We start from the raw sequence: 25,328 nt of genomic DNA on the forward strand, positions 1-25,328 counted from the left end.
CAGTCCGATGGAAACCTTCTTCACACTCTACGTGCTGCCCGCGTTGATCATCCTGATCAAGTCCGTGGTGCTGCTCGTCGTCCTGCTGATCTTCGTTGCCTATCTGCTCTATGCCGACCGAAAGATCTGGGCGGCGGTGCAGTTGCGCCGCGGCCCGAACGTCGTCGGTCCCTGGGGGCTGCTGCAGTCCTTCGCCGACCTGCTGAAGTTCGTGTTCAAAGAGCCGGTCATTCCGTCCGGCGCCAATAAGGGCATCTTCCTGCTGGCTCCGGTGGTGTCGGCCGCGCTTGCGCTGGCAACCTGGGCGGTGATCCCGATCAGCGACGGCTGGGCGATCGCCAACATCAATGTCGGCATCCTCTACGTCTTCGCCATCTCGTCGCTGGAAGTCTATGGCGTCATCATGGGCGGCTGGGCGTCGAACTCGAAATACCCGTTCCTCGGCGCGCTGCGCTCGGCCGCTCAGATGGTGTCCTACGAGGTCTCGATCGGCTTCGTCATCATCACCGTGCTGCTCTGCGTCGGCTCGCTGAACCTCTCCGACATCGTGCTGTCGCAGAAGGATGGCATCGGCACGATGATCGGGCTGCCCAACACTTTTCTCGACTGGCACTGGCTGGCGCTGTTCCCGATGTTCGTCGTGTTTTTCATCTCGGCGCTGGCGGAGACGAACCGTCCGCCCTTCGACCTGGTCGAGGCCGAGTCGGAACTCGTCGCCGGTCACATGATCGAATATTCGTCGACGCCGTTCCTGCTGTTCTTCCTCGGCGAATACGTCGCCATCGTGCTGATGTGCGCGCTGACAACCGTGCTGTTCCTCGGCGGATGGCTGCCGCCCTTCGATTTCATCCCCTTCACCTGGGTGCCGGGCGTCATCTGGTTCGTGCTGAAGGTCTGCCTGGTGTTCTTCATGTTCGCCATGGTGAAGGCGTTCGTGCCGCGCTACCGCTACGACCAGTTGATGCGTCTCGGCTGGAAGGTCTTTTTGCCGATCTCGCTGGCGATGGTCGTCGTCGTCGCCGCGTTCTTGAAGATCACGGGGCTGGTGTGATGTCGGCTTCGCTGATCGGCGCGCTGGTTGGGCTTGTGATCGCGGCGGCGGATTTTTATCTGCTGCGGCTTCTCGCCACGCGGGTCGATCTGCCGGAGACGAAAAAGGTTCTGAATGTTACCGGCCTCAGCCAGTTCGTGCTGATGCCGCTGGTGGGCTGGTTCGTCGGCCCGCTGTTTGGCGGAGGCGCAGAATGAGCGATTTGTCCGCTGGTGTCGTTGGCGTCGCGGCAGGCCTGCTGATCGCGCTTTTCGGCAATGTTGTGGTTCTGCCCTATGTGCTGAAGCAACAGGACAGGAAATTCGCTGCCGACTACCGGGCTCCGGTATTCGGTTGGGACAAGCAACGAATGGCGTCGATGACCAGGCTCATGTATCGGGTCCAGATACCTATCATCTTTGCTTTGGTCGGCGCCGTCTTTGCAATTCATGTGTTTGGAGGCTCGCAATGAGCGCTTTAGCCCAGGCCGCCAAGTCGCTGTTGCTGAAGGAATTCGTCGGCGCCTTCTTTCTGTCGATGCGTCAGTTTTTCGCGCCGAAGCCGACGCTGAACTATCCCTTCGAGAAGGGGCCGGTCAGCCCGCGCTTTCGCGGCGAGCACGCGCTGCGCCGTTATCCCAACGGCGAGGAACGCTGCATTGCCTGCAAGCTCTGCGAGGCGATCTGCCCGGCGCAGGCCATCACCATCGAGGCCGGCCCGCGCCGCAACGACGGCACGCGGCGCACGGTGCGCTACGACATCGACATGGTGAAGTGCATCTATTGTGGCTTCTGCCAGGAGGCCTGCCCGGTCGACGCCATCGTCGAGGGGCCGAATTTCGAGTTCGCGACGGAGACGCGCGAGGAACTCTACTACGACAAGGACAAGCTGCTCGCCAATGGCGACCGGTGGGAGCGCGAGATCGCGCGCAACATCGATCTGGACGCGCCGTATCGGTAGGCAGGCAGGATCGGGGACAGTTTACTTAATTCCGCATTCGGGCGCTGCATCCGGCGAAGCGGGCGGGAGCGGAATTAAGTAAACTGTCCCCAGCGCAAACATGGACGGGCCGCAACGGCTCGTCTAAGGAACACGCGATTTCGCGGCCGGAGGCGGCGCGGAGTCGGGAAATGAACCCGGGGGAACCCCATGCTCAACGGACTAGAGGCGGTCTTCTTCTACCTCTTCGCCTTCGTCGCGGTCGCCGCGGCGTTCATGGTCATTTCCGCCCGAAACCCGGTTCATTCGGTCCTCTATCTCATCCTCACCTTCTTCAATGCCGCGGCACTTTTCCTGCTTACCGGTGCCGAATTTTTGGCGATGATCCTGCTCGTCGTCTATGTCGGCGCGGTCGCGGTTCTGTTCCTGTTCGTGGTCATGATGCTCGACGTCGACTTCGTCGAACTGAAGCAGGGGGCGCTCGCCTACGCGCCGATCGGGGCGATGGTCGGCATCATTCTCGCGGCCGAACTGATCGTCGTGCTCGGCGGATACGCCTTCGCGCCGGAGCTTGCGAACTCGGTCGCAATGCCGACACCGGACGTGCTGACGAGGCACAACACCGCAGCGCTCGGCGACATCCTCTACACGGACTACATCTACTACTTCCAGATCGCGGGCATGATCCTGCTGGTCGCCATGATCGGCGCCATCGTGCTGACGCTGCGCCATAAGGTCGGCGTCAAGCGCCAGGACATCTCGCGCCAGGTCGCCCGCACGCAGGCAACGGCCATCGAGATCAAGAAGGTCGAGACGGGGAAGGGCATCTGATCATGCAAGTCGGCATCGCGCATTTTCTGACCGTCTCGGCGATCCTGTTCACGCTCGGCGTGTTCGGCATTTTCCTAAACCGCAAGAATGTCATCGTCATCCTGATGTCGGTCGAGCTGATCCTGCTCGCGGTCAACATCAATTTCGTCGCTTTCTCGGCGGCGCTGGGCGATCTTGTCGGCCAGGTGTTCGCGCTGTTCGTGCTGACGGTGGCTGCGGCCGAGGCCGCGATCGGCCTGGCGATCCTCGTCGTCTTCTTCCGCAACCGCGGTTCGATCGCGGTCGAAGACGTCAACATGATGAAGGGCTGAGCGAAGGTTTTCCTATGTACCAGGCCATCGTCTTCCTTCCTCTCATCGGCTTCCTGATCGTCGGGCTGTTCGGCAATTCGCTGGGCGCCAAGACCTCGGAATACATCACCTCCGGCCTGCTGGTTGTGTCGGCGGTGCTGTCGTGGGTCGCCTTCATCACGGTCGGCTTCGGCGAGGTCCAGACCTTCACCGTGCCGGTGCTGCGTTTCATCGATTCCGGCAGCTTGCAGGCTGACTGGGCGCTGCGCATCGACACGCTGACCGCCGTGATGCTGGTGGTGGTCAACACCGTGTCGGCGCTGGTCCACATCTACTCGATCGGCTACATGCACCACGACCCGCACCGGCCGCGCTTCTTCGCCTATCTCAGCCTGTTCACCTTCGCCATGCTGATGCTGGTGACGTCGGACAACCTCGTGCAGATGTTCTTCGGCTGGGAAGGCGTCGGCCTCGCCTCCTATCTGCTAATCGGTTTCTGGTATAAAAAGCCGTCGGCCAACGCCGCCGCCATCAAGGCGTTCGTCGTTAACCGCGTCGGCGATTTCGGCTTCGCGCTCGGCATTTTCGGCGTGTTCCTGCTGTTCGGCTCGGTGTCGTTCGACACGATCTTTACCAACGCCGCCGCCAACTACGCGCCGGCCGCCGTGCACGGCGAGGCGACAACCGGCGAGGGCCACGGCGCCGCCACGGCCGAGACCGGCCATGAGGCCGCGCCTGCTGCCACGGAAGCGGCCCCTGCCACAACCGAGGCGGCTCCGTCCGCCGAATCCGCCGCTCCAGCCGCGAGCGAAGCGGCTCCTGCCACCGGCGAGCATGGCGCAGCCCCGGCCGCCACGGGCGAGCATGGCGCGGACCTCGCCGCAGCGCCCGCCGGCGAGACGGTGATGAACTTCCTCGGTTACAATCTCGACAGATACGCCGCGCTCACCGTCATCTGCCTGCTGCTGTTCATGGGCGCCATGGGCAAGTCGGCGCAAGTGCCGCTGCACACCTGGCTGCCGGACGCCATGGAAGGCCCGACCCCGGTGTCGGCGCTCATCCACGCCGCGACCATGGTCACTGCCGGCGTGTTCATGCTGGCCCGGCTGTCGCCTTTGTTCGAGCATTCGCAGACGGCGCTGCTGGTCGTGACCATGATCGGAGCCATCACGGCCTTCTTCGCGGCCACCGTTGGCCTAGTGCAGAACGACATCAAGCGCGTCATCGCCTATTCGACCTGCTCGCAACTCGGCTACATGTTCGTGGCGCTCGGCATGGGCTTCTATTCGGCGGCGATCTTCCACCTGTTCACGCACGCCTTCTTCAAGGCGCTGTTGTTCCTGGGTTCCGGCTCGGTCATCCACGCCGTTTCCGACGAGCAAGACATGCGCAAGATGGGCGGCTTGCGAAAACTGATCCCGAAGACCTACTTGATGATGATCATCGGCACGCTGGCACTGACCGGCGTCGGCATCCCCTTCACCATCATCGGCACCGCCGGCTTCTTCTCCAAGGACGCCATCATCGAGGGCGCCTTCGCCGGCCACGGCATTTTCGCCGCAATCGCCTTCACCTTGCTGGTCGTGGCGGCGATATTCACCAGCTTCTATTCGTGGCGGCTGATCTTCATGACCTTTCACGGCAAGCCGCGCGCCACCGCCGATGTCATGCACCATGTGCATGAATCGCCCAATGTCATGCTGGTGCCGCTCTATGTGCTGGCCGCCGGCGCGCTGTTCGCCGGCTTGATCTTCCATGATTATTTCATCGGGGAGCACTACGAGGCGTTCTGGAAGACGGCGCTCTACACGCTGCCGGACAACCACATCCTGCACGCCATCCACGAGGTGCCGGCCTGGGTGAAGCTCTCGCCGTTCGTGGCGATGGTCGCCGGCTTCCTGGTAGCGTATCAATTCTACATCCGCGACCCGGAGGCGCCGAAACAACTGGCGGCGCACCACCGCGGCCTCTACCAGTTCCTGCTCAACAAGTGGTATTTCGACGAGCTCTACGACTTTCTGTTCGTGCAACCTGCCAAGCGGCTCGGATACTTCCTGTGGAAGACCGGTGACGGCCGCCTTATCGACGGCCTCGGGCCGGACGGCGTGTCGGCGCGGGTCGTTGATCTCACCAATCGGGTGGTCAAGCTGCAGACCGGCTATCTCTACCACTATGCCTTCGCAATGCTGATCGGCGTCGCCGCGCTCGTTACCTGGATGATGCTCGGGAGCAGCCTCTGATGTCCAGCATGCCTCTTCTCTCGCTGGTCACCTTGCTGCCGCTCGTCGGAGCGTTGATCGTCCTGTTCATCCGCGACGAAGGCGATGCGGCGCGCCGCAACATCCGCAGCGTCGCGCTGTGGACGACTGTATTCACTTTCGTGGTATCGTTGTTCATCTGGACCGGTTTCGACAACAGTAATCCAGGCTTCCAGTTCGTCGAGAAGGTGGACTGGCTGGGCGGCGGCATTTCCTACCACATGGGCGTCGACGGCATCTCGATGCTGTTCGTCATCCTGACGACCTTCCTGCTGCCGCTCTGCATCCTCGCCTCCTGGCACGTGGAGAAGCGTGTCAAGGAATACATGATAGCCTTCCTGCTGCTCGAGACGCTGATGATCGGCGTGTTCTGCGCGCTCGACCTCGTGCTGTTCTACGTGTTCTTCGAGGCCGGCCTGATTCCCATGTTCCTCATCATCGGCGTGTGGGGCGGCAAAAGGCGGGTCTATGCCAGCTTCAAGTTCTTCCTCTACACGCTGCTCGGCTCGGTGCTGATGCTGCTTGCCGTCATGGCGATGTACTGGCAGGCCGGCACCACCGACATCCCGACGCTGCTGGCCCACGACTTCCCCGCCAATATGCAGACATGGCTGTGGCTGGCCTTCTTCGCCTCCTTCGCGGTCAAGATGCCGATGTGGCCGGTGCACACCTGGCTGCCGGATGCCCACGTCGAGGCGCCGACGGCGGGGTCGGTCATCCTGGCGGCGATCCTGCTGAAGATGGGCGGCTACGGTTTCCTGCGCTTCTCGCTGCCGATGTTCCCGCTTGCCTCCGCTGATTTCGCGCCGTTCATCTTCACGCTTTCGGTGGTGGCGATCATCTACACTTCGCTGGTTGCGCTGATGCAGGAGGACATGAAGAAGCTGATCGCCTATTCCTCGGTCGCCCACATGGGCTACGTGACCATGGGCATCTTCGCGATGAACCAGGAAGGCATTCAGGGCTCGCTGTTCCAGATGCTGTCGCACGGCCTGGTCTCTGGCGCGCTGTTCCTCTGCGTCGGCGTCGTCTACGACCGCATGCACACCCGCGAGATCGCCGCCTATGGCGGGCTGGTCAACAACATGCCGAAATACGCCGTGGTGTTCATGATCTTCACCATGGCCAATGTCGGCCTGCCGGGAACCTCGGGTTTCATCGGCGAATTCCTGACGCTGATGGGCGTCTTCCAGGTCAACACATGGGTGGCCTTGTTCGCCACCACCGGCGTCGTCTTGTCGGCCGCCTACGCGCTCTGGCTCTATCGCCGGGTGATCTACGGCGTGCTGTCCAAGGAAAGCCTGAAGGGCCTGCTGGATCTGTCGACACGCGAGAAGACGGTGATCTATCCGCTGGTCGTGCTGACCATCTTCTTCGGCGTCTATCCGGCGCCGGTGTTCGACGCGACGGCTGCCTCGGTGAAGGCGCTGGTCAGCCAGGTTTCCGCATCCATCGAGGCTGGCCCGCAGACCGCGGCCGCCGAGCCGGCCGCTGCGGCGGAACCGGCCGCGCACTGACAGGATTTTGGGCAGATGACGCCAGACCTATCCGCTAGCCTCTCGCTCGCCGCGCCGGAGCTCATCATCGCAATCGGCGCGATGGCGCTGCTGATGGTTGGCGTCTATTCCGGCGAGAAGGCGAACACCACAGTGACCGGTCTGGCGGTAGCGATCCTGATCGCCGCCGGCGCCTGGATACTGCTGTTCACCGGCAACGGCTCGGCTTTCGGCGGAGCCTTCGTCAGCGATGCCTTCGGGCGCTTCATGAAGGTGCTGACGCTGATCGGCTCTATCGTCACGCTGATCATGTCGGTCGGCTTCGCCAAGGCCGAAAAATTCGACAAGTTCGAATATCCGGTGCTCATCATGCTGGCGACGCTCGGCATGCTGCTGATGGTCTCGGCCAACAGCATGATCGCGCTCTATCTCGGCCTCGAGCTGCAGTCGCTGGCGCTCTATGTGGTGGCGGCCATCAACCGCGACAGCGTGCGCTCGACCGAGGCCGGCCTGAAATATTTCGTGCTGGGCGCGCTGTCCTCCGGCATGCTGCTCTATGGCATCAGCCTGGTCTATGGCTACACCGGCAACACCGGCTTCGCCGAGATCGCCGCCGCGCTCGGCGAGGGCGAGCGCCAGCTCGGACTGGTGTTCGGCCTCGTCTTCGTGCTGGCCGGCCTTGCCTTCAAGATTTCCGCTGTGCCGTTTCACATGTGGACGCCCGACGTCTACGAAGGCGCGCCGACGCCGGTGACCGCCTTCTTCGCCGCCGCGCCGAAAATGGCGGCGATGGCGCTGCTGGTGCGCGTCACCATGGGCGCCTTCGAGCCGATCGCGCCGGACTGGCAGCAGATCATCGTCTTCGTTTCGATCGCCTCGATGGTGCTGGGCTCGGTCGCGGCCATCGGCCAGAGGAACATCAAGCGCCTGATGGCCTATTCGTCGATCGGCCATATGGGCTTCGCGCTGGTCGGTCTTGCTGCCAATTCGCAGGCTGGCGCGCAGGGCGTTGCGCTCTACATGCTGATCTATCTGATGATGACACTCGGCACCTTCGCCTTCATCCTCGCCATGCGCCGCAAGGATGGCAATGTCGAGCAGATCGGTGATCTCGCCGGCCTGTCGTCGACCAATCCCGCTATGGCGACGATCATGACCATCCTGATGTTCTCGCTGGCCGGCATTCCGCCGCTCGCGGGTTTTTGGGCCAAATGGTACGTCTTCCTCGCCGCCATCAACGCACAGCTCTATACGCTGGCTGTCATCGGAGTGCTGGCCTCGGTGGTGGGCGCGTATTACTACCTGCGCATAATCAAGATCATGTGGTTCGATGAGCCGGTTGGCGGCTTCCTGCCGATGGCCGGAGAACTCCGGCTGGTGCTCGGTGTCTCCGGCGCCTTCGTGCTGTTCTATGTACTGATCGGCGGCCCGATCGGAAGCATGGCGCAGGCCGCGGCAAAATCGTTCTTCTGAGGGATGCGGTTCCAGCTTCCTCCGACCGCGATTGCCGAAGGCTACCGGCTGGATGCGCATGACACCGTAGGCTCCACCAACGCTCTGGCGATCGAGCACGCCCGCGCCGGCGATCCGGGCAAACTCTGGGTGGTCGCCAGCCGGCAGGAAAGCGGACGTGGCCGCCGCGGCCGCGCCTGGGCGACGCCGGAAGGCAATCTCGCCGCTACGCTTCTTCTCACCTCCGGCCGCGATCTGCAGCGCGCCGCCACGTTGGGTTTCGTCGCCGGGCTGGCGCTGTCCGATGCGCTCGACGCGGTCGCGCCGGGCGTCAGTTTCGCGGTGGCACCGGATGGCGGCAGTGGCTCACGCGGAGCCCGCTTCGAGCTGAAATGGCCGAACGACGTGCTTGCCGGAGGCGCCAAGATGGCCGGCATCCTGCTGGAATCGACGATGATCTCGGATGATCGGGCGGCAGTGGCGGTCGGCATCGGCGTCAACGTTGCCGCCTATCCGGAGAACGTGCCTTATCCCGCCACGTCGCTGCGGGCGCTTGGTGCTAGATGCGATGCGGCGACGCTGTTCCTGGCGCTCGCCGACGCCTGGAGCGAGACCATGCGGCAATGGGACGAGGGCAGGGGGCTTGGGACTATCCGCAAGCGCTGGCTGGCGCGCGCCGCCGGGCTCGGCGGCGAGGTCGCGGTGCGGGCCAACGGCAGGATCGTGCGCGGCGTCTTTGAGACGATCGACGAGGAATGCCGCTTCGTCATCCGCGAGGATGGCGGCGGCAGGATCGCCATCGCGGCCGGCGATGTGCATTTCGGCGCGGTGGCGTCGGCGAGCGCGGCGTGAGTTTGCGCGGGGGACAGTTTACTTTTTTCCGCCCGCGCGCGCATTGAAGCGCTTCGGCCTTTCTGCGGAAAGAAAGTAAACTGTCCCCGGCAGTACCCGGCAAGAGGTAGACATGGCAAAATATTCAGGTCCCGAACTCGTCTTCGCCCCGCTCGGCGGCGTCGGCGAGATCGGCATGAACTTCGCCCTCTATGGCTTCGGCCCGGCCAACGCGCGCGAATGGCTCGTGGTCGATGTCGGTGTGACCTTTCCCGACGCGACGCTGCCTGGCGTCGATCTCGTGCTGCCGGATATCCGCTATATCGAGGAGCGGGTGGAAAGCCTGCGCGGCATTGTCATCACCCACGCGCATGAAGACCACTATGGCGCGCTGCTCGACCTGTGGCCGAAGCTCAAGGTGCCGGTATGGATGACGCCGTTCACCGCCGGCCTACTGGAGGCAAAACGCCAGTCGGATGGCGGCGGTCCGAAAGTCCCCGTCAACATTTTTCGCGCCGGCGAGAAGTTCACGGTGGGGCCGTTCGGCATCGAGGCGGTCGCCGTCACCCATTCCATTCCCGAGCCAGTGTCGCTCGCCATCACCACACCGCTCGGCACGGTCGTCCATACCGCCGACTGGAAGATCGACCCGGCGCCGGAGATCGGCCCGCTGACCAACGAGGCGCGGTTCCGCGAACTTGGCGCGGCCGGCGTGCTGGCGTTGATCTGCGATTCCACCAATGCCTTGCGCGAAGGCGATTCGCCGTCGGAGCAGGCTGTCGGCAAGGGGCTGCGCGGCGTCATCGAGGCCGCACCCGGCCGCGTCGCTGTCACCACCTTCTCGTCGAATGTCGGCCGCATCCGCTCGATCGCGGAAGCCGCGCGCGATTGTGGCCGGCAATGCCTGCTGCTCGGCCGCTCGCTGAAGCGGGTGGTCAACGTCGCCGGCGAGCTCGGCTACATGGACGGCCTGCCGGAGTTCATCGACGAGGAGGACTACGGCTTCATCCCGCGCGAGAACCTGGTGATCATCTGCACCGGCAGCCAGGGCGAGGCACGTGCGGCGCTGGCGAAACTCGCCCGCGACGAGATGAAAACGGTGGCGCTTTCGCCGGGCGATATCGTCGTATTCTCCTCGCGCACCATCCCGGGCAACGAAAAGGCGATCCTCGAGATCAAGAACCAGCTTATCGACCAGGGCATAAAAATCGTCGAGGACAGCGATGCTCTGGTGCATGTTTCCGGCCATCCGCGCCGTGCCGAACTGCGCCGCATGTATGAATGGACGAAGCCGAAGATCGGCATCCCGGTCCATGGCGAAGCCGCGCATCTGGTCGCGCAAGGGTCGCTGATGGCCGCGTCCGGCATTCCCGAGGTCGCGCAGGTGCGTGACGGCGACATGATCCGGTTGGCTCCGGGTGCCGCCGAAATCATCGACAAGGTGCCGTTCGGCAAATTCTACAAGGACGGCCGGCTGATCGGCGACGACGAAGTGATGGGTATCCGCGAGCGGCGAAAACTGTCCTTTGCCGGCCATGTGGCGGTCAATGTCGTGCTGGACGACAAATACGAACTTTCCGGCGATCCGGACCTCGTGGCGATTGGCGTCGCCAAGGTCGACGGCACGGGCGAGGAGCTTGAAGAACTCATGCTCGATGCGGCAATCGGCGCGGTGGACTCCATCCCCCGCGCGCGCCGAAAAGACCTCGACCTCGTGCAGGAAGCGGTGCGCCGAGCCGTCCGCGCCGCCGCCAACGAAACCTGGGGCAAGAAGCCGCTGGTGACGGTGTTTGTGACGAAGTGAGGCAGTCGGCAATGGGCAGTAGGCAGTAGGAGCAACGAGTATTGTCAAAGTAGGATTGTGTCAGCCGCCACCCCTTTTCGTTTTCCCTACTGCCGACTGCCTATTCCCGACTGCCCGCCTGACGGTTATCCACGCCTTTCCAAGGAAACCCCCAATGCTCGGCCGCCTGAACCACGTCGCCATCGCCGTCCCGGACCTCGCCGCCGCGACCGCCACCTATCGCGACACGCTGGGCGCCACGGTTACGGCGCCGCAGGCGCTGCCGGAGCATGGCGTCACCGTCGTCTTCATCGACACCGGCAACACCAAGATCGAATTGCTGGAGCCGCTGGGCGAAGCCTCGCCGATCGCCGCGTTCCTTGAAAAGAACCCGTCGGGCGGCATGCATCACGTCTGCTACGAGGTGGACGACATCCTTGCGGCCCGCGACCGGCTGAAGGCGTCGGGAGCGCGCGTGCTTGGCGACGGCAATCCCAGGATCGGCGCCCATGGCAAGCCGGTGCTGTTCCTTCACCCGAAGGACTTTTTCGGCACACTGGTCGAACTGGAACAGGCGTAAGGGTGAACTGTAGAAAGTCGGCTAAATGACCTATATTTCCGCCGCCGCGGTCTTTCTCATCATCTGGTGGACGGTGCTGTTCGCCGTCCTGCCGTTCGGCCTGAAGACCCAGGACGACGACGGCGAAACCGTGCTCGGCACCCATTCCAGCGCGCCGCGCGGACCGCACATGCTGCGCGCCGTGATCCGGACGACCATCGTTTCGCTAGTCATCTTCGGATTTCTGGTGTTGCTGACGCGATACTTCGGGCTCAGCTTCGACGATATTCCGCGCGTCGTGCCCGACTTCAAGTAATACTGCTTACGTTACGGCAGCTCAAAAATCTGCACAAAAAAAATGCAAGGCACGAGGCCTTGCAATTTTAACGCGTCCGATCTGCTTTCCGGTAACCGGCGGCAGCAATTTCTCGCGCCTAGATCGCATCCTCCCAAGACTTGACCGCGTAACAAGGCGATTTGTTTATCGCCCTCTTATTATGAGGCCGCACCTTAGACCAAGGCCGGACAAAATGTCACGGAAAATTTTGTCGGGAAACAGCGTTTGATGTGCTGCACTGCACAACGGAACGGCAGGCCGTGCCTCAAAAAATGACAACCGCGTGACGGCCTTTCGCGCCTCCGGCCTGCGGGTTTTCATCCCGTCATGAAATCGCTATGAAGCGCGTGCAGGACGCTGCCTCCTGCCGCCGATTCCGGCGCCATTTCCTGCATCCACGGACCCTTTCATGCGGCTTTCGCGCTACTTCCTGCCGATCCTCAAAGAAACGCCCCGCGAGGCCGAGATCGTGTCGCACCGGCTGATGCTGCGCGCCGGCATGATCCGCCAGCAAGGGCAGGGGTCGTTCACCATGCTGCCGCTGGGAAAGCGCGTGCTCGACAAGGTCTGCAAGATCATCCGCGAGGAGCAAGACCGCGCCGGCGCGCTGGAAATCCTGATGCCGACCATCCAATCGGCCGAACTCTGGCGCGAGAGCGGCCGCTACGACGACTACGGCAAGGAGATGCTGCGCATCAAGGACCGCCAGGAGCGCGACCTGCTCTACGGTCCGACCAATGAGGAGGTGGTGACGGAAATCTTCCGCGCCTACGTCAAATCCTACCGCGACCTGCCACTCAACCTCTACCACATCCAGTGGAAGTTCCGCGACGAGGTGCGGCCGCGCTTCGGCGTCATGCGCGGGCGCGAATTCCTGATGAAGGACGCCTATTCCTTCGACCTCGACTTCGAGGGCGCCAGGGCCTCCTACAACCGCATGTTCGTCTCCTATCTCAGGACCTTCACCCGCATGGGCCTGAAGGCGATCCCGATGCGCGCCGACACCGGCCCGATCGGCGGCGACCTCAGCCACGAATTCATCATCTTGGCCGACACCGGCGAGAGCCAGGTGTTCTGCCACAAGGATTTTCTGAACCTTCCCGTCCCGGGAGAAGACGTCGACTACGACAGCGATGCCGGGATCGGCGGCATCGTCCAGCAATGGACGACGCCCTACGCCGCCACCGACGAGATGCATGACGAGGCAGCCTGGGACAAGATCCCCGAAGCCGACCGGCTTTCGGCGCGCGGCATCGAGGTAGGCCATATCTTCCATTTCGGCGAAAAATATTCGAAGCCAATGAACGCCAAGGTGCAGGGTCCCGACGGCAAGGAACATTTCGTATCCGGCGGCTCCTATGGTATCGGCCCGACGCGCCTGATCGCGGCAATCATCGAGGCGAGCCATGACGAGAACGGCATCATCTGGCCGGAATCGGTGGCGCCCTTCGACATCGCGCTGATCAACATGAAGGCTGGCGACGGCGATTGCGACCGCGCCTGTGAGGGGCTCTACGCGGCGCTGACGGCCGCCGGACGCGACGTGCTCTACGATGACACCGACCAACGCGCCGGCGGAAAATTCGCCACCGCCGACCTGATCGGACTGCCCTGGCAAGTCATCGTCGGGCCGCGCGGCGTGGCCGCCGGCGAGGCCGAGATCAAGAACCGCGCCACCGGCGAACGCTTCACCGTCCCGCTGGCCGACGTGGCCGGTCGCCTCGCGGGCGCTTCCGCATGACGGCGAAGGCGGCGGCCGCCGGACCGGCCGGAGCAGGGCCGTTCTCGATGTTCGAGCGCATGGTGGCCTGGCGCTATCTCCGGCCTCAGCGCAAGGAAGCGGTCGTCTCGGTCATCGCGCTGATCTCGTTCTTCGGCATCATGCTGGGCGTCGCCGCGCTCATCATCGTCATGGCCGTCATGAACGGTTTTCGCGCCGAGCTGCTGACCAGGATCCTCGGTATCAACGGCCACCTCATCCTGTCGCCGGTCGACCTGCCGCTCGACGACTATGATGCCATCGCCAAGCGCATCAACGGCGTCGGCGGCGTGAAATATGCCATTCCGATGATCGACGGGCAGGTGCTTTCGACCGGCACGGCCGGGCCTGGCACCGGTGCGCTGGTGCGCGGCATCCGCGGCGAGGATCTCGGCAAGATATCGCTGGTTGCCACAAACATCCGCCAGGGCTCGCTTGTCGGCTTCGACACAGGCGAGGGGGTGGCGATCGGCGCCCGCATGGCCGAGAATCTCGGCCTCGTGCTCGGCGACACGATCACGCTGGTCTCGCCGGAGGGCGACGCCACGCCGTTCGGGACGACGCCGCGTGTAAAGACCTATCCGGTGACTGCGATCTTCGAGGTCGGCATGTCCGAATACGATTCCTCGATCGTGTTCATGCCGCTCAGCGAAGCGCAGCTCTATTTCAACATGGATAACCAGGCGCAGACGATCGAAATTTTTGTCGACAATCCCGACACTGTCGACGCGCTGAAACCGGCGGTCGAGGAGGCGGCGCAGCGGCCGGTCTATCTGGCCGACTGGCGGCAGCGCAACCAGACCTTCTTCTCGGCGCTGCAAGTCGAGCGCAACGTCATGTTCATGATTTTAACGCTGATCGTGCTGGTCGCGGCGCTCAACATCATCTCCGGCCTGATCATGCTGGTGAAGGACAAGGGCCATGACATCGCCATCCTGCGCACCATGGGGGCGACGCAGGGCGCGATCCTGCGCATCTTCCTGATGACGGGAGCGGCGATCGGCGTCGCCGGTACGCTGGCCGGCGTCGGGCTGGGCGTGGTCGTCTGCCTCAACGTCGAGACGATCAGGCAGTTCTTCTCCTGGCTGTCGGGAACCGTGCTGTTCAATCCGGAGCTCTATTTCCTCAGCCAGTTGCCGGCGCGCATGGATTTCGGCGAGACCGCCTCGGTGGTCGCCATGGCCCTGGTGCTGTCCTTCCTCGCCACCATCTTTCCGGCATGGCGCGCCGCGCGGCTCGATCCGGTCGAAGCGCTGCGGTACGAATAATGAGCGATATCATCATCGAACTGAAGGCGGTCGAGCGCCATTACGTGCAGGGCCAGCGCAAGCTGACCATCCTGAACGGCGCCGACTTTTCGCTGAGCCGGGGCGAGATGGTTGCCCTCGTCGCGCCGTCGGGAACCGGCAAATCGACGCTGCTGCACACCGCCGGCCTCTTGGAGCGCCCCGACGCTGGCGATGTCATTCTCGGCGGCCGCGCCTGCGGGCGGCTTTCCGACCAGGAGCGCACCGCGATCCGCCGCAACGACATCGGCTTCGTCTACCAGTTCCACCACCTGCTGCCGGAATTCTCGGCGGTGGAAAACATCATGATGCCGCAACTGGTGAAGGGCTTGCCGGCGTCCGAGGCACGCACCCGCGCCATGCAACTGCTCGACTACATGCAGATCGCCAAGCGCGGCGAGCACCGGCCGGCCGAGCTCTCCGGCGGCGAGCAGCAGCGCGTGGCGATTGCGCGCGCCGTGGCCAACGCGCCGCTCGTCCTTCTCGCCGACGAGCCGACCGGCAATCTCGATCCGGTTACAGCATCCTATGTCTTCGACGCGCTTTCGGCGCTGGTGCGGCAATCTGGTCTTGCGGCGCTGATCGCCACCCACAATCACGACCTCGCCCGGCGCATGGATCGTCGCGTGACACTGTCGGAAGGGCATATCGTGCCGCTTTAAGCATACGCCGAGCGGATGCTGCTTGTGCCCGAGGTCCACTGTTTGCATAAACCGATCCGTCAAGCCTGAAGTGCAGCAGATTTTTCGTTGGCTTTGCGTTTTCGCGTCCGAGGCCTGGAAAGCCCTAGCTTTGCCGGGGATCGTTACCCATAGACCTCGACAGTCGCGAGGGTCGCCCCCTCATATGCAACTGAAACTCAAGATGTAGTTGATATTCGAATTCGGCGGCCCCTGACGCCAGCCGTCGCCGCCGCGGCTTACTCCGCAGCCGATATCCTCGACCGGTTGGCTGCCGACGCGGAACAGTTCGACAAGAACCTTGGTGTCGTCGTTGGCCAGGAAGGTCATTGTCCAACCGGTCGCTTCGATCGAATGCACAAGCCATCTGCCGCTTGAAACACCGACCTGCATGCGCGGGTCGCGCGCGTCGGCGGTCATCGTCCAGGTTCCCTGGCGCAAATCCTTGCCGCCGGCCACCGACATCTCGACGATGCGGTCGCTCGTCTTCCAGTCGGCATCCTCGGCGAGTTTCAGCTTGCAGTCGATCTCCTTCATCGCACGCCTCCCGTTCGAGCCGCGCCGCCTCGGTGTTGCCCGAGCATTTCGAAACCGCCTGGCGAAGCCTATGCAAAGAAGCTGGTCGCGGCAAGGTTGAAGACAAGGATGCCATCAGCGATCAGCTTCGCTGCTCTGGTCGCGCCACCTTTTGGCGATGTCGCAAACAGGCTGCACTCCCGGCTCGCCGACCTATAGTGTGCGGCAAATTCCATTTCAGGATCGCGGGTTATGGCAGAGTTTCCGGCAAGGGCGAAAGTCGTCATCATCGGGCTGGGCGGCATCGTCGGCGCCTCGATCGCCCATCATCTGATCGAGCGGGGTTGGGACGACATCGTCGGCATCGACAAGTCGGGAATCCCGACCGACATCGGTTCGACGGCGCATGCCTCCGACTTCTGCTACACGACCAGCCATGACTACCTGTCCTGCTGGACGACGCTCTACTCCATCGATTTCTACGAGAAGATGGGCCACTACGCCCGCATCGGCGGCCTCGAGGTGGCGCGCGTCGGCGATGATTCCCGCATGGAGGAGATCAAGCGCAAGATCGCCTCGGCCAAGGCTTTCGGCACGCGCGCCCGCGAGATCGGCCCGGCCGAGATCAAGGAAAAGTTCCCGCTGATCGAGGAACATATGGTGCAGGGCGGGCTGTGGGATCCGGATGCCGGTCTCGTTATCCCGCGCTCGCAGACGGTCGCGGGCAAGCTGGTCGACCAGGCAGAGGCGTCCGGCAAACTGAAGTCATTCGCCAATACGGCGGCGAAATCGCTGGTCATCGAGAATGGCCGCATCAAGGGCGTGGTCACCGATCGCGGCACGATCCACGCCGACTACGTTGTGGTCTGCGCCGGTATCTGGGGCCGGCTGATTGCCGAGATGGCGGGCGAGGACCTGCCGGTCATGCCCATCGACCATCCGCTCACCTTCTTCGGCCCCTACACCGAGTTCGCCGGAACCGGCAAGGAGATCGGCTGGCCGCTGCTGCGTGACCAGGGCAACTCGGCCTATATGCGCGACACCGGCGACCCGAAGACGGCCGAAGGCGGACAGATCGAGTGGGGTTATTACGAGGAGACCAATCCGCGGCTCTGCCATCCGCGCGACATCCTCGAAAAGCACCAGTCGCGCCTGTCGCCCTCGCAGCGAGACCTCGACATGGACCAGATTCTTGGCCCCCTCGAGCGCGCCATGGAACTGACGCCGATCCTTGGCGAGCTCGGCTACAATGAGAGTCATTCCTTCAATGGCCTGCTGCAGGTGACGGCCGATGGCGGCCCGTCGATGGGCGAGAGCCAGAAGGTGAGGGGGCTGTGGTACGCCGTCGCCATCTGGGTCAAGGACGGCCCCGGCATGGGTAAGCTGATCGCCGACTGGATGACCGACGGCCGCACCGCCATCGATCACCACCAGATCGACTATGCGCGCTTCTATCCGCACCAGACGAAGGAACAGTTCATCTGGGATCGGTGCACCGAAACGGCGATGAAGGTCTATAACCCTGCCGTCCACCCGCGCGAGCCGTTCTCGAAAGGCCGCGATATCCGCCGTTCGCCATTCTATGAACGCGAGAAGGAACTCGGCGGCTACTTCATGGAACTCGGCGGCTGGGAACGCGCGCACGGCTACGCCGCCAACGAGCACCTGCTCGAAAAATACGGCAACCGCGTGCCGGTGCGCGCGAACGAATGGGACGCCAGACATTTCTGGCGCGTCTCCAATGCCGAGCATCTCGCAATGAGCGAGGATTGCGGCATCGTCAACCTCTCGCATTTTTCGATGTACGACATTGAAGGCCCGGACCATGTCGCGCTCTTGGAGTGGCTGTGCGCGGCAAGGATCGGTGGCGATGCCAATATCGGCAAAGGCATCTACACCCACTTCCTCGACGAGGAGGGCATGGTGCGCGCCGACTTCACTGTTATCCGCATGGCCGACCGCTGCCGCCTGGTCGACGGCGCCGACGCCGGGCCGCGCGACTTCCACTACATGCGCCGGATGGCGGAGGACAAAGGATTCGACGTCACAATCACCGATGTGACCGAGAAATACGTCACGATCGGTATCTGGGGTCCCAACGCGCGGACAACGCTGCAAAAGGTCGTGGAGAATCCCGAAGGGCTGACGCCCGAGAATTTCGCCTTCGCCGCGATCAAGCCGATCAAAATCGGCGGCAAGGACGTCACCGCCTTCCGCATCTCCTATGTCGGCGAGCAGGGCTGGGAACTGCATATGCGCTACGAGGACGGGCTGGCGGTCTGGGACGCGCTGCGGTCGACCGGCATCATGCCGTTCGGCGTCGAGACCTATGCCAACACGCGCCGCATGGAAAAGAGCCTGCGCCTGCAGAACGCCGACCTTTTGACGGAATATAATCTGCTCGAAGCCGATCTTGCCCGCCCTAAGGTCAAGGAAGCGGATTTCGTCGGCAAGGCAAAGCATGAAGAGTATCGTGCGCGCAAGAACCAACCGGCGATGCTGTGCACGCTGGTGATGACGGAGAACGTCGATTCAAGCGGCGTTGCCCGCTATCCCGTCGGCACCATGCCGGTGCTCGATCCGGAGACGGGCGAGACTCTGGTCGACGAACTCGGCCGCCGGTCTTTCACGACCTCCGTGGCCTACGGCCCGACCATCGGCAAGAACATCGCGCTCGCTTACTTGCCGTGGGCCTACGCCCAAGAAGGCCGCAAGCTGACGGTTGAGTATTTTGGTGAGACCTATCCGGTCGAAGTGGCCGGCGTCGGCTACAAGCCACTCTACGATCCGGAGAATTCGAAGCCGCGGAGTTGAGAGCGCACAATGCATTATTAGTCGCGAAATCGTGAAGAACAGGCCGGGGGATTTCCTCCGGCCTTTCTTTTCAAGGCGCGGGTTTCGCGTAACCTAACGTCATGTCTCGTTCTTCGCGCACCGGACAGATTCTCGCCACCGCCGCCATGCTTCTTGGCGGTCTTTGCGCCCAGTCCGCGCAAGCCCAGGAAGTGGTCGATGTCGAGCTGGTGCTTGCGGTCGACGTTTCGCTTTCCATGTCGCCGCAGGAACTGGAAATCCAGCGGCGCGGCTACGCGGCGGCGCTGACCGACGAGCATGTGCTCCAGGCGATTGCCGAGGGCGCTTATGGCAAGATCGCGGTCACCTATTTCGAATGGGCCGGCTCGACCACCCAGCATCTGATCGTGCCGTGGACGGTGATCGCCTCGCGCGCCGATGCGGAGCGTGTCGTGGCGCAGCTTGGCGCAAATCCGCCCAACAGCGCGCGGCGCACCTCGATCTCGGGTGCGCTGGAATTCGGCGCCGACCTTTTTGCCGAAAGCCAGTTCCGCAGCATGAAGCGGGTCATCGACATTTCCGGCGACGGGCCGAACAACCAGGGCAGCCCGGTGGTGCTGACGCGCGACGGCGTCGTCGCGCAGGGTATCGTCATCAACGGCCTGCCGCTGATGACCAGCGGCGGCTTCACCAGCGTTTACGACGTCAAGGATCTCGACAACTATTACACCAATTGCGTGATTGGCGGGGCTGGCTCGTTCATGATCCCGGTCAACGACTGGGAGCAGTTTCCCGAAGCGATCCGGCGCAAGCTGGTGCTGGAACTGGCCGGCGATTTCGAGCTGCCGGCCGACGAGGGTTTTCCGGTGATTCTCGCGCAGGACCTGCAGGGCTACGATTGCATGATCGGCGAGAAGATGTGGCGGGATCGGTCGTTCATGTGGGATGCCCGCTGACGCCGTATGCTCTCGGGCGCGCCTCGAAGCCCGAACCAGAACAAAAGCCTCCAGACCGTAAATCCTCTCTTAGGTGAGGGCCGCGTATGGTCGCGCCATGCAGCAGGAAACAGCCCACCCTCAAGATATCGGTCCGGCGCGGCCATTTGGATGGGGCATTGTCGGCACCGGCGTCATTGCGCGGCAATTCGCCGCCGACCTTCGCCATGTCCCGGGCGCGCGGATCGGCGCGGTCTGCTCGCGCAGCGAGAAAGCCGCGCAAGATTTCATGGCGGCGACCGGCGCGGCAGGATTTCATTCAACGCTCGCGGCACTGCTTGCCGACCGCGATATAGACGCCGTGTATCTGGCGACGCCGAACATGCTGCACGCTTCGCAGGCGCTGGAGACGCTTCGGGCGGGAAAGCCGGTGCTGGTGGAAAAACCTCTGGCGACGTCGAGCGGCGATGCTGCGCGGATAGCCGATCTCGCCGGCACGAGCCGGTGCTTTGCCATGGAGGCTTTGTGGACGCGGTTCCTGCCGGCGGTGCGGGCGGTCCGCGACATGCTGGCGGCCGGCGCCATCGGCGAGATCACCCGTATCGAGGCCGAACTCTCCTATCGCAAGCAAGAGACGCAAGGCGATCGCTTCTTCGATCCGGCGCAGGGCGGCGGGTCGGCGCTCGATCTCGGTGTCTATCCGCTGTCGCTCGCCGTCCATCTGCTCGGCATTCCCGAGAAATTCTCGGGGCGCTGGTGGGCCACGGGAAGCGGCGTCGACCGGCGGTGCCGGTTCGAGCTCAGTTTCGCCGGTGCCACGGCCGAACTGTCATGCGGTTTTGACCACGACGGCTCGAACATCTTTGCGATCTTCGGCGACCGAGGTGCGATCCGCATCGAGGCGCCGTTCCTGAAGGCACAGCGGATCACGCTGTTCGAGCGCGGGATGAGCGGGTTACCGTTTATCGGGGCGAGGGGACCGACCTCCGGCCTTGCTGGCAAACTCCTCTCGCGGTTACCGCTGCCGGGCCGCAAGGCCAGCCATTTCCGGTTTCCCGGCAACGGGCTGCAATTCGAGGCTGTGGCCGTCATGGAAGCGGTGAGGGCGGGCGCGGCGCAGTCGAGCGTCATGCCGCTGCGCGAAAGCATCGCAGTGCTGGAAGTGATCGAGACCGTGCTGGGACAGCCCGCCGAGCGGGATTGATGTTTGTATCCCAGGAACAGCTCTCGTCGAATGCTGCTGTTAACTTATGCCGCCAGCAACTGCTTGCGGTCGACGCGTTCCTGCTGCGGCGAGCGGGCATAGAGCTCGCGATAGCATTTCGAGAAATGCGACGCAGAGACGAAGCCGCAAGCAACGGCCACTTCCACCACCGGCATGGACGACTGGATGAGCAGGTGCCGGGCGCGGTCGAGCCGGATTTCTAGGTAGTAGCGGGCAGGCGAGCGGCCCATCTCGGTGCGGAACAGCCGCTCGATCTGGCGGCGCGACAGGCCGACATCGTCGGCGATCTCGATCAGCGACAGCGGCTCGGAAAGATTCGCCTCCATCAGCTCGATGATCGACAGCACCTTTGCATTCTGCACGCCGAGGCGGGCGCGCAGCGGCAGCCGCTGACGGTCGGTCGGGCTGCGGACGCGGTCGGTCAACACCTGCTCGCAGACGCGATTGACGAGGTTGTCGTCAAAATCGTCGCCGATGAGTTTTAGCATCATGTCGAGCGCCGCGGTGCCGCCGGCGCAGGTGTAGATGTTCTGGTCGACCTCGAAGAGGTCGGCGAAGACGTTGGCCTTCGGAAAGGCCTCCGAGAAGCCGGGCAGGTTTTCCCAATGGATCGCGCAGCGTTTTCCGGAGAGCAGCCCCGCGGCCGCCAGCACATGCGCTCCCGTGCACAGTCCGCCGATGGCGACGCCGCGATTGTATTCCTCGCGCAGCCAGGCGAAGGCCGACTTGTTCTGGTATTTCTCGACATTGATGCCGCTGCAGACGACCACCATCGACGGCCGCTCTTGACCGGCCATCTTGCGCCGTTCCTCCTCCAGCGACGTGTTGACGGCACATTCGACGCCGTTGGAGGCGTTGACCGGCCTGCCGTCGTAGCTCGCCAGCCGCCATCGGTAGGCTTCGTAGCCAAGCATCCGGTTGGCCGAACGCAACGGCTCCAGCGCCGTGGCGAAGGCGATCATGGTGAAATCGGGGATGAGAAAGAAGACAAGCGACCGTTTGATCGGATGTTTTGCGGCGTTCAAGCAAGCCTCGCGCGGATGCGACATCAATGTCGCTATCAGCATAGGCTCAACAGGAAAACGTCTTGCTGTCAATGGAGTGGCGGCCGCGCGATGCAAAAAATGCGACATTGCGGCGCGTCGGCCTCAGTGCAGATATCGGGAGCAAACGAAAAAGCCACGCGGGCGAGGCCGGCGCGGCTTGATCGACAGACAGCAGTTCTGGTTGCGGCTTAGCGAACGATGAAACCCAGACGGGACGCGGCCATGGCGCCGGACTGGCCAGGCATGGTGCGATCGAGCCGCTGTCGCTCCAGGGCGGTCGTCAGGTTCATTTCGCGGTTGCGAGAAAAGAGGCGGGAGAAGAATTTCATGACACGGCTCCATGCAGTGGTTACACGGGGTGCCTTCGCTATGGTCTGCTTAGGAGTGGGGCATCTCGTTTGATGCCAGTGATATAGGCATTTGCACTTTGCAGTGCAGCAATAAAAGCGAAGCGCTTAACATAAAATGCGACATCCGGGCTGCGGCGCCGGCTGGCGTAAATTTAAAAAAACCAAACAAAATCAGGTGGTTTTTGCTGTCAAAGATCAGCTATGCGGCTGGCTCAGACGCGTCATGCGCGGCAAGCATGACTGCACGAAGAACAGGCAAACTAAAAAACAAAACCCGCCGTCACGAAAATGACGGCGGGCTACGTGGAACACTTCACGATCAGCGACCTCCGGCCCAGGACCCGAGGGCGATGCGCGAGGAGGGCTGCCGCTCACTGGCGTCCGGCCAGCCAATATCCTTCTGGATCTCGTAGGGCAGTGCGCGGACCTGGCGCTCCGTGAGATAACGATTGCGGGCGACGCTGTATTCGTGGGCCAGATGGCCGATGGCAGAAAAGATAGACATTTTATCCTCCTTCAGATGAGGCCGCGCGCAAGGCGAGGCCGTTGACGCGCACCGGCCTTTCCGGCGCGCGATCCGTCAAATTCTCGTTTCCGGTCTTGGGTGGCGGCAATTGTCAGGATGACAAGTTTGCCGCCGTCCACACTGTTGACTATGGCCCTTGCGTCATGTTCAATCAAACGAAATGAAGTGATGCTTCCGATCAGATTTTTTGAATGGACCGACGCCGATGAACGCCCCCCTCAATCATCCGCTTCCACTCCTCGATCTTGACGTGCTCCGCACTTTCGTGGCGATCGCCGAAACGGGCAGCTTCACCATCGCCGCCACCGCGGTGTTCCGCACGCCCTCGGCCGTCTCGATGCAGATCAAGAAGCTCGAGGACATTCTCGGCCGCTCCGTGTTCACGCGCGATGCCCGCTCGGTGACGCTGACCACCGATGGCGAGATGCTGCTCGGCTATGCAAGGCGGCTGCTCGCCATCAACCGCGAGGCGGTGTCGAAATTCATCATTCCTGACATCGTCGGCGTGGTCCGCCTGGGCTCGCCGGACGACTATGGCGAACGCGTGCTGCCGCATGTGCTGAAGCGCTTCGCCCAATCGCATCCGTCGATCGCCGTCGATGTCACCATCGACCAGTCGATCAACCTGCGCCGGCGCATGGACGACCGGGCGCTGGATATCACGCTGCTCACCAATTCCTACCGCACCAGCGCGCTCGGCGCCGAGGTGCTGCTGACCGAGCCGATCGTCTGGGCCGGCGCCAAGGGCGGCTGCGCGCATCTGCGCGAGCCTCTGCCGGTGTCGCTGTGGGAAGAGGGCTGCGCCTGGCGGGCCGGAGCGCTGGAAGCGCTCGGACGGGAAGGGCGCAACTACCGCGTCGCCTATATGAGTGCCCACACGGCCGGCCAGCGCGCCGCGATCCAGGCCGATCTCGCCGTCGCGCCGCTGCCGAAGTCGTTCCTCAACAACGACATGGTCGAACTGGGGCCGAAGGACGGCATGCCGGACATCGGCAACTACAATCTGGCAATGGTCGTGTCGCCGGACGCCAGCGCGCCGGTGAAAGCCGTCGCCGACCATATCCGAGCGACGTTCGAGACGTTTCGGGATACGGGCAGGTTCTGAAGACGCCGGATTGCGGGATCGGGCGCAGCGGATAAGCTGTGCCCGATCCGGCCTTGCGGCTCAGCGCAACGTGTTCAGGTAGACGCTGCGGACGTTCGTGGCCATGCGGGACTCCGGACTGGCAGGCCAGCCGATGTCCTTCTGCAGTTCCGGGGGCAGCGAATTCATTTCGCGGATCGCCAGCCGGGTGCGGCGCGCCATGCGGAGAGCGGCGCCAAACCGGCCGATATCATGAAGTATCGACATTTTTCATCTCCATTGCGTGTCGCGGCTGCCGGACCATCCGGGGAGCCGATCGCGAGCGGAGGTATGCCGTGTGTTTGTTTCTGCCCGATTGCGCCCGAAAGTGCCTTCGTTTCAGCAAATTCTGATTTGCAGAAACATTTGTATGCAAATGAACTGATGCGCCGCAATATTGTTGATGTGACGCCTATTCGCGGTTGCGTCGGGCCGCGCGAGCTGCGGCGGGTGGCGGCGTCGCCGACGGTCTGCCCGGCAGCAGCCTCACCTGCTGGGGAGTTTCGGAAAGGGATCGACCTTGTTGGGCAGTGAGCGAGATCATCCTATCTGGCCAAGGTTTCGGCGATTGCGGCCGCGCCCGGAACGGGCAGCGCGAGGATCGGCTTGGCGTCGCGGAAGTATGGCGGAAGACGCGTCGCATCGTAGGAGGGGCTGACCCCGATCAGCGCCACCAGTTCGTCGAAACAATCGAACGGAAGGCCGGCCTCCGGCTTGGGTCCGTCAATCTCGGCCGCATAATGATGGCGATTGATCGGACCGTCCAGCGGCACGATCCGGTCGGACGAGGTGTGGCTGATACGCCGGTATCCGAAGATGGTGAAGCTTGCGATGAGCTTCTTCACAAGCAACGGCTTCAGCGCCAGATACATCTCCAGCGTCGTCATATGGTTGGTGTGTCCGCTCCAATCCGACCAGTACAGCTTGACGCCCATTGCGGCCAGCGGGCCGTCGCTGTCGAACCAGGGCTGGCGGACCAGCACGAACTCCGAACTGATGGAAGCGGCGGTGCGCAGGATCTGTCCGGCGATTTTCGGCGAGGGAATGTGCTCCAAGACATGTGCAATCAACGAGAAGCGCGCCTTGCCCTTGAAGGACATCGGCAGCGTCAGATCGGCAAGCTCGGCTGTAAAACCCTTTTCGCGTGTAGCCGCCACCTTCGCCGGATCGAGGTCCACGCCGACGCCGTTGACGCCGCCGAGCCGCTCCATCGCGAACTTGATGGAGCCCCCCGATGAACAGCCGAAGTCGACGAAATCGTAAGGAGCGAGATCGATCGTCAC

At 63.1% G+C, this 25,328-nt stretch carries 27 protein-coding genes; 21 read left to right on the top strand and 6 right to left on the bottom strand.

Annotated features, from left to right (window positions below; all coding sequences use genetic code 11):
• The first annotated feature begins 7 nt into the window (after positions 1-7).
• The 16 genes from nuoH (at position 8) to ACH196_RS22460 (ending at position 15,513) form a co-directional block, all read left to right on the top strand.
• A complete protein-coding gene (gene nuoH / locus ACH196_RS22385; protein ID WP_396649150.1) occupies positions 8-1,051 on the top strand; it encodes an NADH-quinone oxidoreductase subunit NuoH in 1,044 nt (347 codons plus the stop codon).
• Complete coding sequence (locus ACH196_RS22390; protein ID WP_396649151.1) at positions 1,051-1,248, top strand: hypothetical protein; 198 nt, start codon at positions 1,051-1,053, stop codon at positions 1,246-1,248. The genes nuoH and ACH196_RS22390 overlap by 1 nt, the downstream gene beginning before the upstream one ends.
• The gene (locus tag ACH196_RS22395; RefSeq protein WP_396649152.1) at positions 1,245-1,502 is read left to right on the top strand and encodes a hypothetical protein; all 258 of its coding nucleotides are present in this window, start codon (positions 1,245-1,247) and stop codon (positions 1,500-1,502) included. The genes ACH196_RS22390 and ACH196_RS22395 overlap by 4 nt, the downstream gene beginning before the upstream one ends.
• Positions 1,499-1,990, top strand: coding sequence for an NADH-quinone oxidoreductase subunit NuoI (gene nuoI, locus ACH196_RS22400; RefSeq protein ID WP_396649153.1), 492 nt, complete (start codon positions 1,499-1,501; stop codon positions 1,988-1,990). Before ACH196_RS22395 ends, nuoI begins: the two co-directional genes overlap by 4 nt.
• 189 nt (positions 1,991-2,179) lie before the next feature.
• On the top strand, positions 2,180-2,800 hold the full coding sequence (locus ACH196_RS22405) for an NADH-quinone oxidoreductase subunit J (RefSeq protein ID WP_396649154.1): 621 nt from the start codon (positions 2,180-2,182) through the stop codon (positions 2,798-2,800).
• 2 nt (positions 2,801-2,802) lie between these two features.
• On the top strand, positions 2,803-3,111 hold the full coding sequence (gene nuoK, locus ACH196_RS22410; RefSeq protein ID WP_396649155.1) for an NADH-quinone oxidoreductase subunit NuoK: 309 nt from the start codon (positions 2,803-2,805) through the stop codon (positions 3,109-3,111).
• A 14-nt stretch (positions 3,112-3,125) separates the two neighbouring features.
• A complete protein-coding gene (gene nuoL / locus ACH196_RS22415; protein WP_396649156.1) occupies positions 3,126-5,330 on the top strand; it encodes an NADH-quinone oxidoreductase subunit L in 2,205 nt (734 codons plus the stop codon).
• Positions 5,330-6,865: an NADH-quinone oxidoreductase subunit M gene (locus tag ACH196_RS22420; RefSeq protein WP_396649157.1), complete on the top strand. Its 1,536-nt coding sequence runs from the start codon at positions 5,330-5,332 to the stop codon at positions 6,863-6,865. Before nuoL ends, ACH196_RS22420 begins: the two co-directional genes overlap by 1 nt.
• A gap of 15 nt (positions 6,866-6,880) precedes the next feature.
• The gene (gene nuoN / locus ACH196_RS22425; protein ID WP_396649158.1) at positions 6,881-8,317 is read left to right on the top strand and encodes an NADH-quinone oxidoreductase subunit NuoN; all 1,437 of its coding nucleotides are present in this window, start codon (positions 6,881-6,883) and stop codon (positions 8,315-8,317) included.
• Between the two features lie 3 nt (positions 8,318-8,320).
• Entirely contained in the window at positions 8,321-9,148 is an 828-nt protein-coding gene (locus tag ACH196_RS22430; protein ID WP_396649159.1) for a biotin--[acetyl-CoA-carboxylase] ligase, read from the top strand.
• A gap of 112 nt (positions 9,149-9,260) precedes the next feature.
• Positions 9,261-10,931, top strand: a complete 1,671-nt coding sequence (locus tag ACH196_RS22435) for a ribonuclease J (protein ID WP_396649160.1) — start codon at positions 9,261-9,263, stop codon at positions 10,929-10,931.
• Positions 10,932-11,085: 154 nt separating this feature from the next.
• Positions 11,086-11,490 (top strand): methylmalonyl-CoA epimerase, encoded by a 405-nt coding sequence (gene mce, locus ACH196_RS22440; protein ID WP_396649161.1) that lies wholly within the window; start codon positions 11,086-11,088, stop codon positions 11,488-11,490.
• A gap of 25 nt (positions 11,491-11,515) precedes the next feature.
• Entirely contained in the window at positions 11,516-11,785 is a 270-nt protein-coding gene (locus ACH196_RS22445; protein ID WP_396649162.1) for a DUF1467 family protein, read from the top strand.
• Positions 11,786-12,215: 430 nt separating this feature from the next.
• The gene (proS, locus tag ACH196_RS22450; RefSeq protein ID WP_396649163.1) at positions 12,216-13,547 is read left to right on the top strand and encodes a proline--tRNA ligase; all 1,332 of its coding nucleotides are present in this window, start codon (positions 12,216-12,218) and stop codon (positions 13,545-13,547) included.
• The gene (locus ACH196_RS22455; RefSeq protein ID WP_396649164.1) at positions 13,544-14,833 is read left to right on the top strand and encodes a lipoprotein-releasing ABC transporter permease subunit; all 1,290 of its coding nucleotides are present in this window, start codon (positions 13,544-13,546) and stop codon (positions 14,831-14,833) included. The genes proS and ACH196_RS22455 overlap by 4 nt, the downstream gene beginning before the upstream one ends.
• Positions 14,833-15,513, top strand: a complete 681-nt coding sequence (locus ACH196_RS22460) for an ABC transporter ATP-binding protein (protein WP_396649165.1) — start codon at positions 14,833-14,835, stop codon at positions 15,511-15,513. Before ACH196_RS22455 ends, ACH196_RS22460 begins: the two co-directional genes overlap by 1 nt.
• Positions 15,514-15,693: 180 nt before the next feature.
• Here the strand turns inward: ACH196_RS22460 and ACH196_RS22465 are convergent, their stop codons facing one another.
• Positions 15,694-16,068 (bottom strand): hypothetical protein, encoded by a 375-nt coding sequence (locus ACH196_RS22465; protein ID WP_396649166.1) that lies wholly within the window; start codon positions 16,066-16,068, stop codon positions 15,694-15,696.
• Between the two features lie 231 nt (positions 16,069-16,299).
• Between ACH196_RS22465 and ACH196_RS22470 the strand changes: the two genes are divergently transcribed.
• The 3 genes from ACH196_RS22470 to ACH196_RS22480 all read left to right on the top strand — a co-directional run bounded on the left by ACH196_RS22470 (position 16,300) and on the right by ACH196_RS22480 (position 20,979).
• Complete coding sequence (locus tag ACH196_RS22470; protein WP_396649167.1) at positions 16,300-18,861, top strand: FAD-dependent oxidoreductase; 2,562 nt, start codon at positions 16,300-16,302, stop codon at positions 18,859-18,861.
• A 101-nt stretch (positions 18,862-18,962) separates the two neighbouring features.
• Positions 18,963-19,796: a DUF1194 domain-containing protein gene (locus ACH196_RS22475; protein ID WP_396649168.1), complete on the top strand. Its 834-nt coding sequence runs from the start codon at positions 18,963-18,965 to the stop codon at positions 19,794-19,796.
• Positions 19,797-19,893: 97 nt separating this feature from the next.
• Entirely contained in the window at positions 19,894-20,979 is a 1,086-nt protein-coding gene (locus ACH196_RS22480) for a Gfo/Idh/MocA family protein (protein ID WP_396649169.1), read from the top strand.
• A 44-nt stretch (positions 20,980-21,023) separates the two neighbouring features.
• On the opposite strand, the gene ACH196_RS22485 is transcribed toward ACH196_RS22480, so the two are convergent.
• From ACH196_RS22485 to ACH196_RS22495, 3 genes are all read right to left on the bottom strand, one after another.
• Positions 21,024-21,962: a GlxA family transcriptional regulator gene (locus ACH196_RS22485; protein WP_396649212.1), complete on the bottom strand. Its 939-nt coding sequence runs from the start codon at positions 21,960-21,962 to the stop codon at positions 21,024-21,026.
• A gap of 272 nt (positions 21,963-22,234) precedes the next feature.
• A complete protein-coding gene (locus tag ACH196_RS22490; protein ID WP_396649170.1) occupies positions 22,235-22,375 on the bottom strand; it encodes a hypothetical protein in 141 nt (46 codons plus the stop codon).
• 340 nt (positions 22,376-22,715) lie between these two features.
• A complete protein-coding gene (locus tag ACH196_RS22495) occupies positions 22,716-22,901 on the bottom strand; it encodes a hypothetical protein (RefSeq protein WP_396649171.1) in 186 nt (61 codons plus the stop codon).
• Between the two features lie 226 nt (positions 22,902-23,127).
• Between ACH196_RS22495 and ACH196_RS22500 the strand changes: the two genes are divergently transcribed.
• The gene (locus ACH196_RS22500) at positions 23,128-24,027 is read left to right on the top strand and encodes a LysR substrate-binding domain-containing protein (protein WP_396649172.1); all 900 of its coding nucleotides are present in this window, start codon (positions 23,128-23,130) and stop codon (positions 24,025-24,027) included.
• 60 nt (positions 24,028-24,087) lie between these two features.
• On the opposite strand, the gene ACH196_RS22505 is transcribed toward ACH196_RS22500, so the two are convergent.
• The gene (locus tag ACH196_RS22505) at positions 24,088-24,273 is read right to left on the bottom strand and encodes a hypothetical protein (RefSeq protein WP_396649173.1); all 186 of its coding nucleotides are present in this window, start codon (positions 24,271-24,273) and stop codon (positions 24,088-24,090) included.
• Between ACH196_RS22505 and ACH196_RS22510 the strand changes: the two genes are divergently transcribed.
• Positions 24,259-24,579 carry a hypothetical protein gene (locus ACH196_RS22510; protein WP_396649174.1) on the top strand — a complete coding sequence of 107 codons (321 nt, stop codon included), beginning with the start codon at positions 24,259-24,261 and terminating at the stop codon, positions 24,577-24,579. The genes ACH196_RS22505 and ACH196_RS22510 overlap by 15 nt on opposite strands.
• Positions 24,580-24,590: 11 nt before the next feature.
• Here ACH196_RS22510 and ACH196_RS22515 read toward each other — a convergent pair whose 3' ends face one another.
• Positions 24,591-25,328, bottom strand: a complete 738-nt coding sequence (locus ACH196_RS22515) for a hypothetical protein (protein WP_396649175.1) — start codon at positions 25,326-25,328, stop codon at positions 24,591-24,593.

This window comes from Mesorhizobium sp. IMUNJ 23232 (assembly GCF_044326205.1).
GTDB lineage: Bacteria > Pseudomonadota > Alphaproteobacteria > Rhizobiales > Rhizobiaceae > Kumtagia.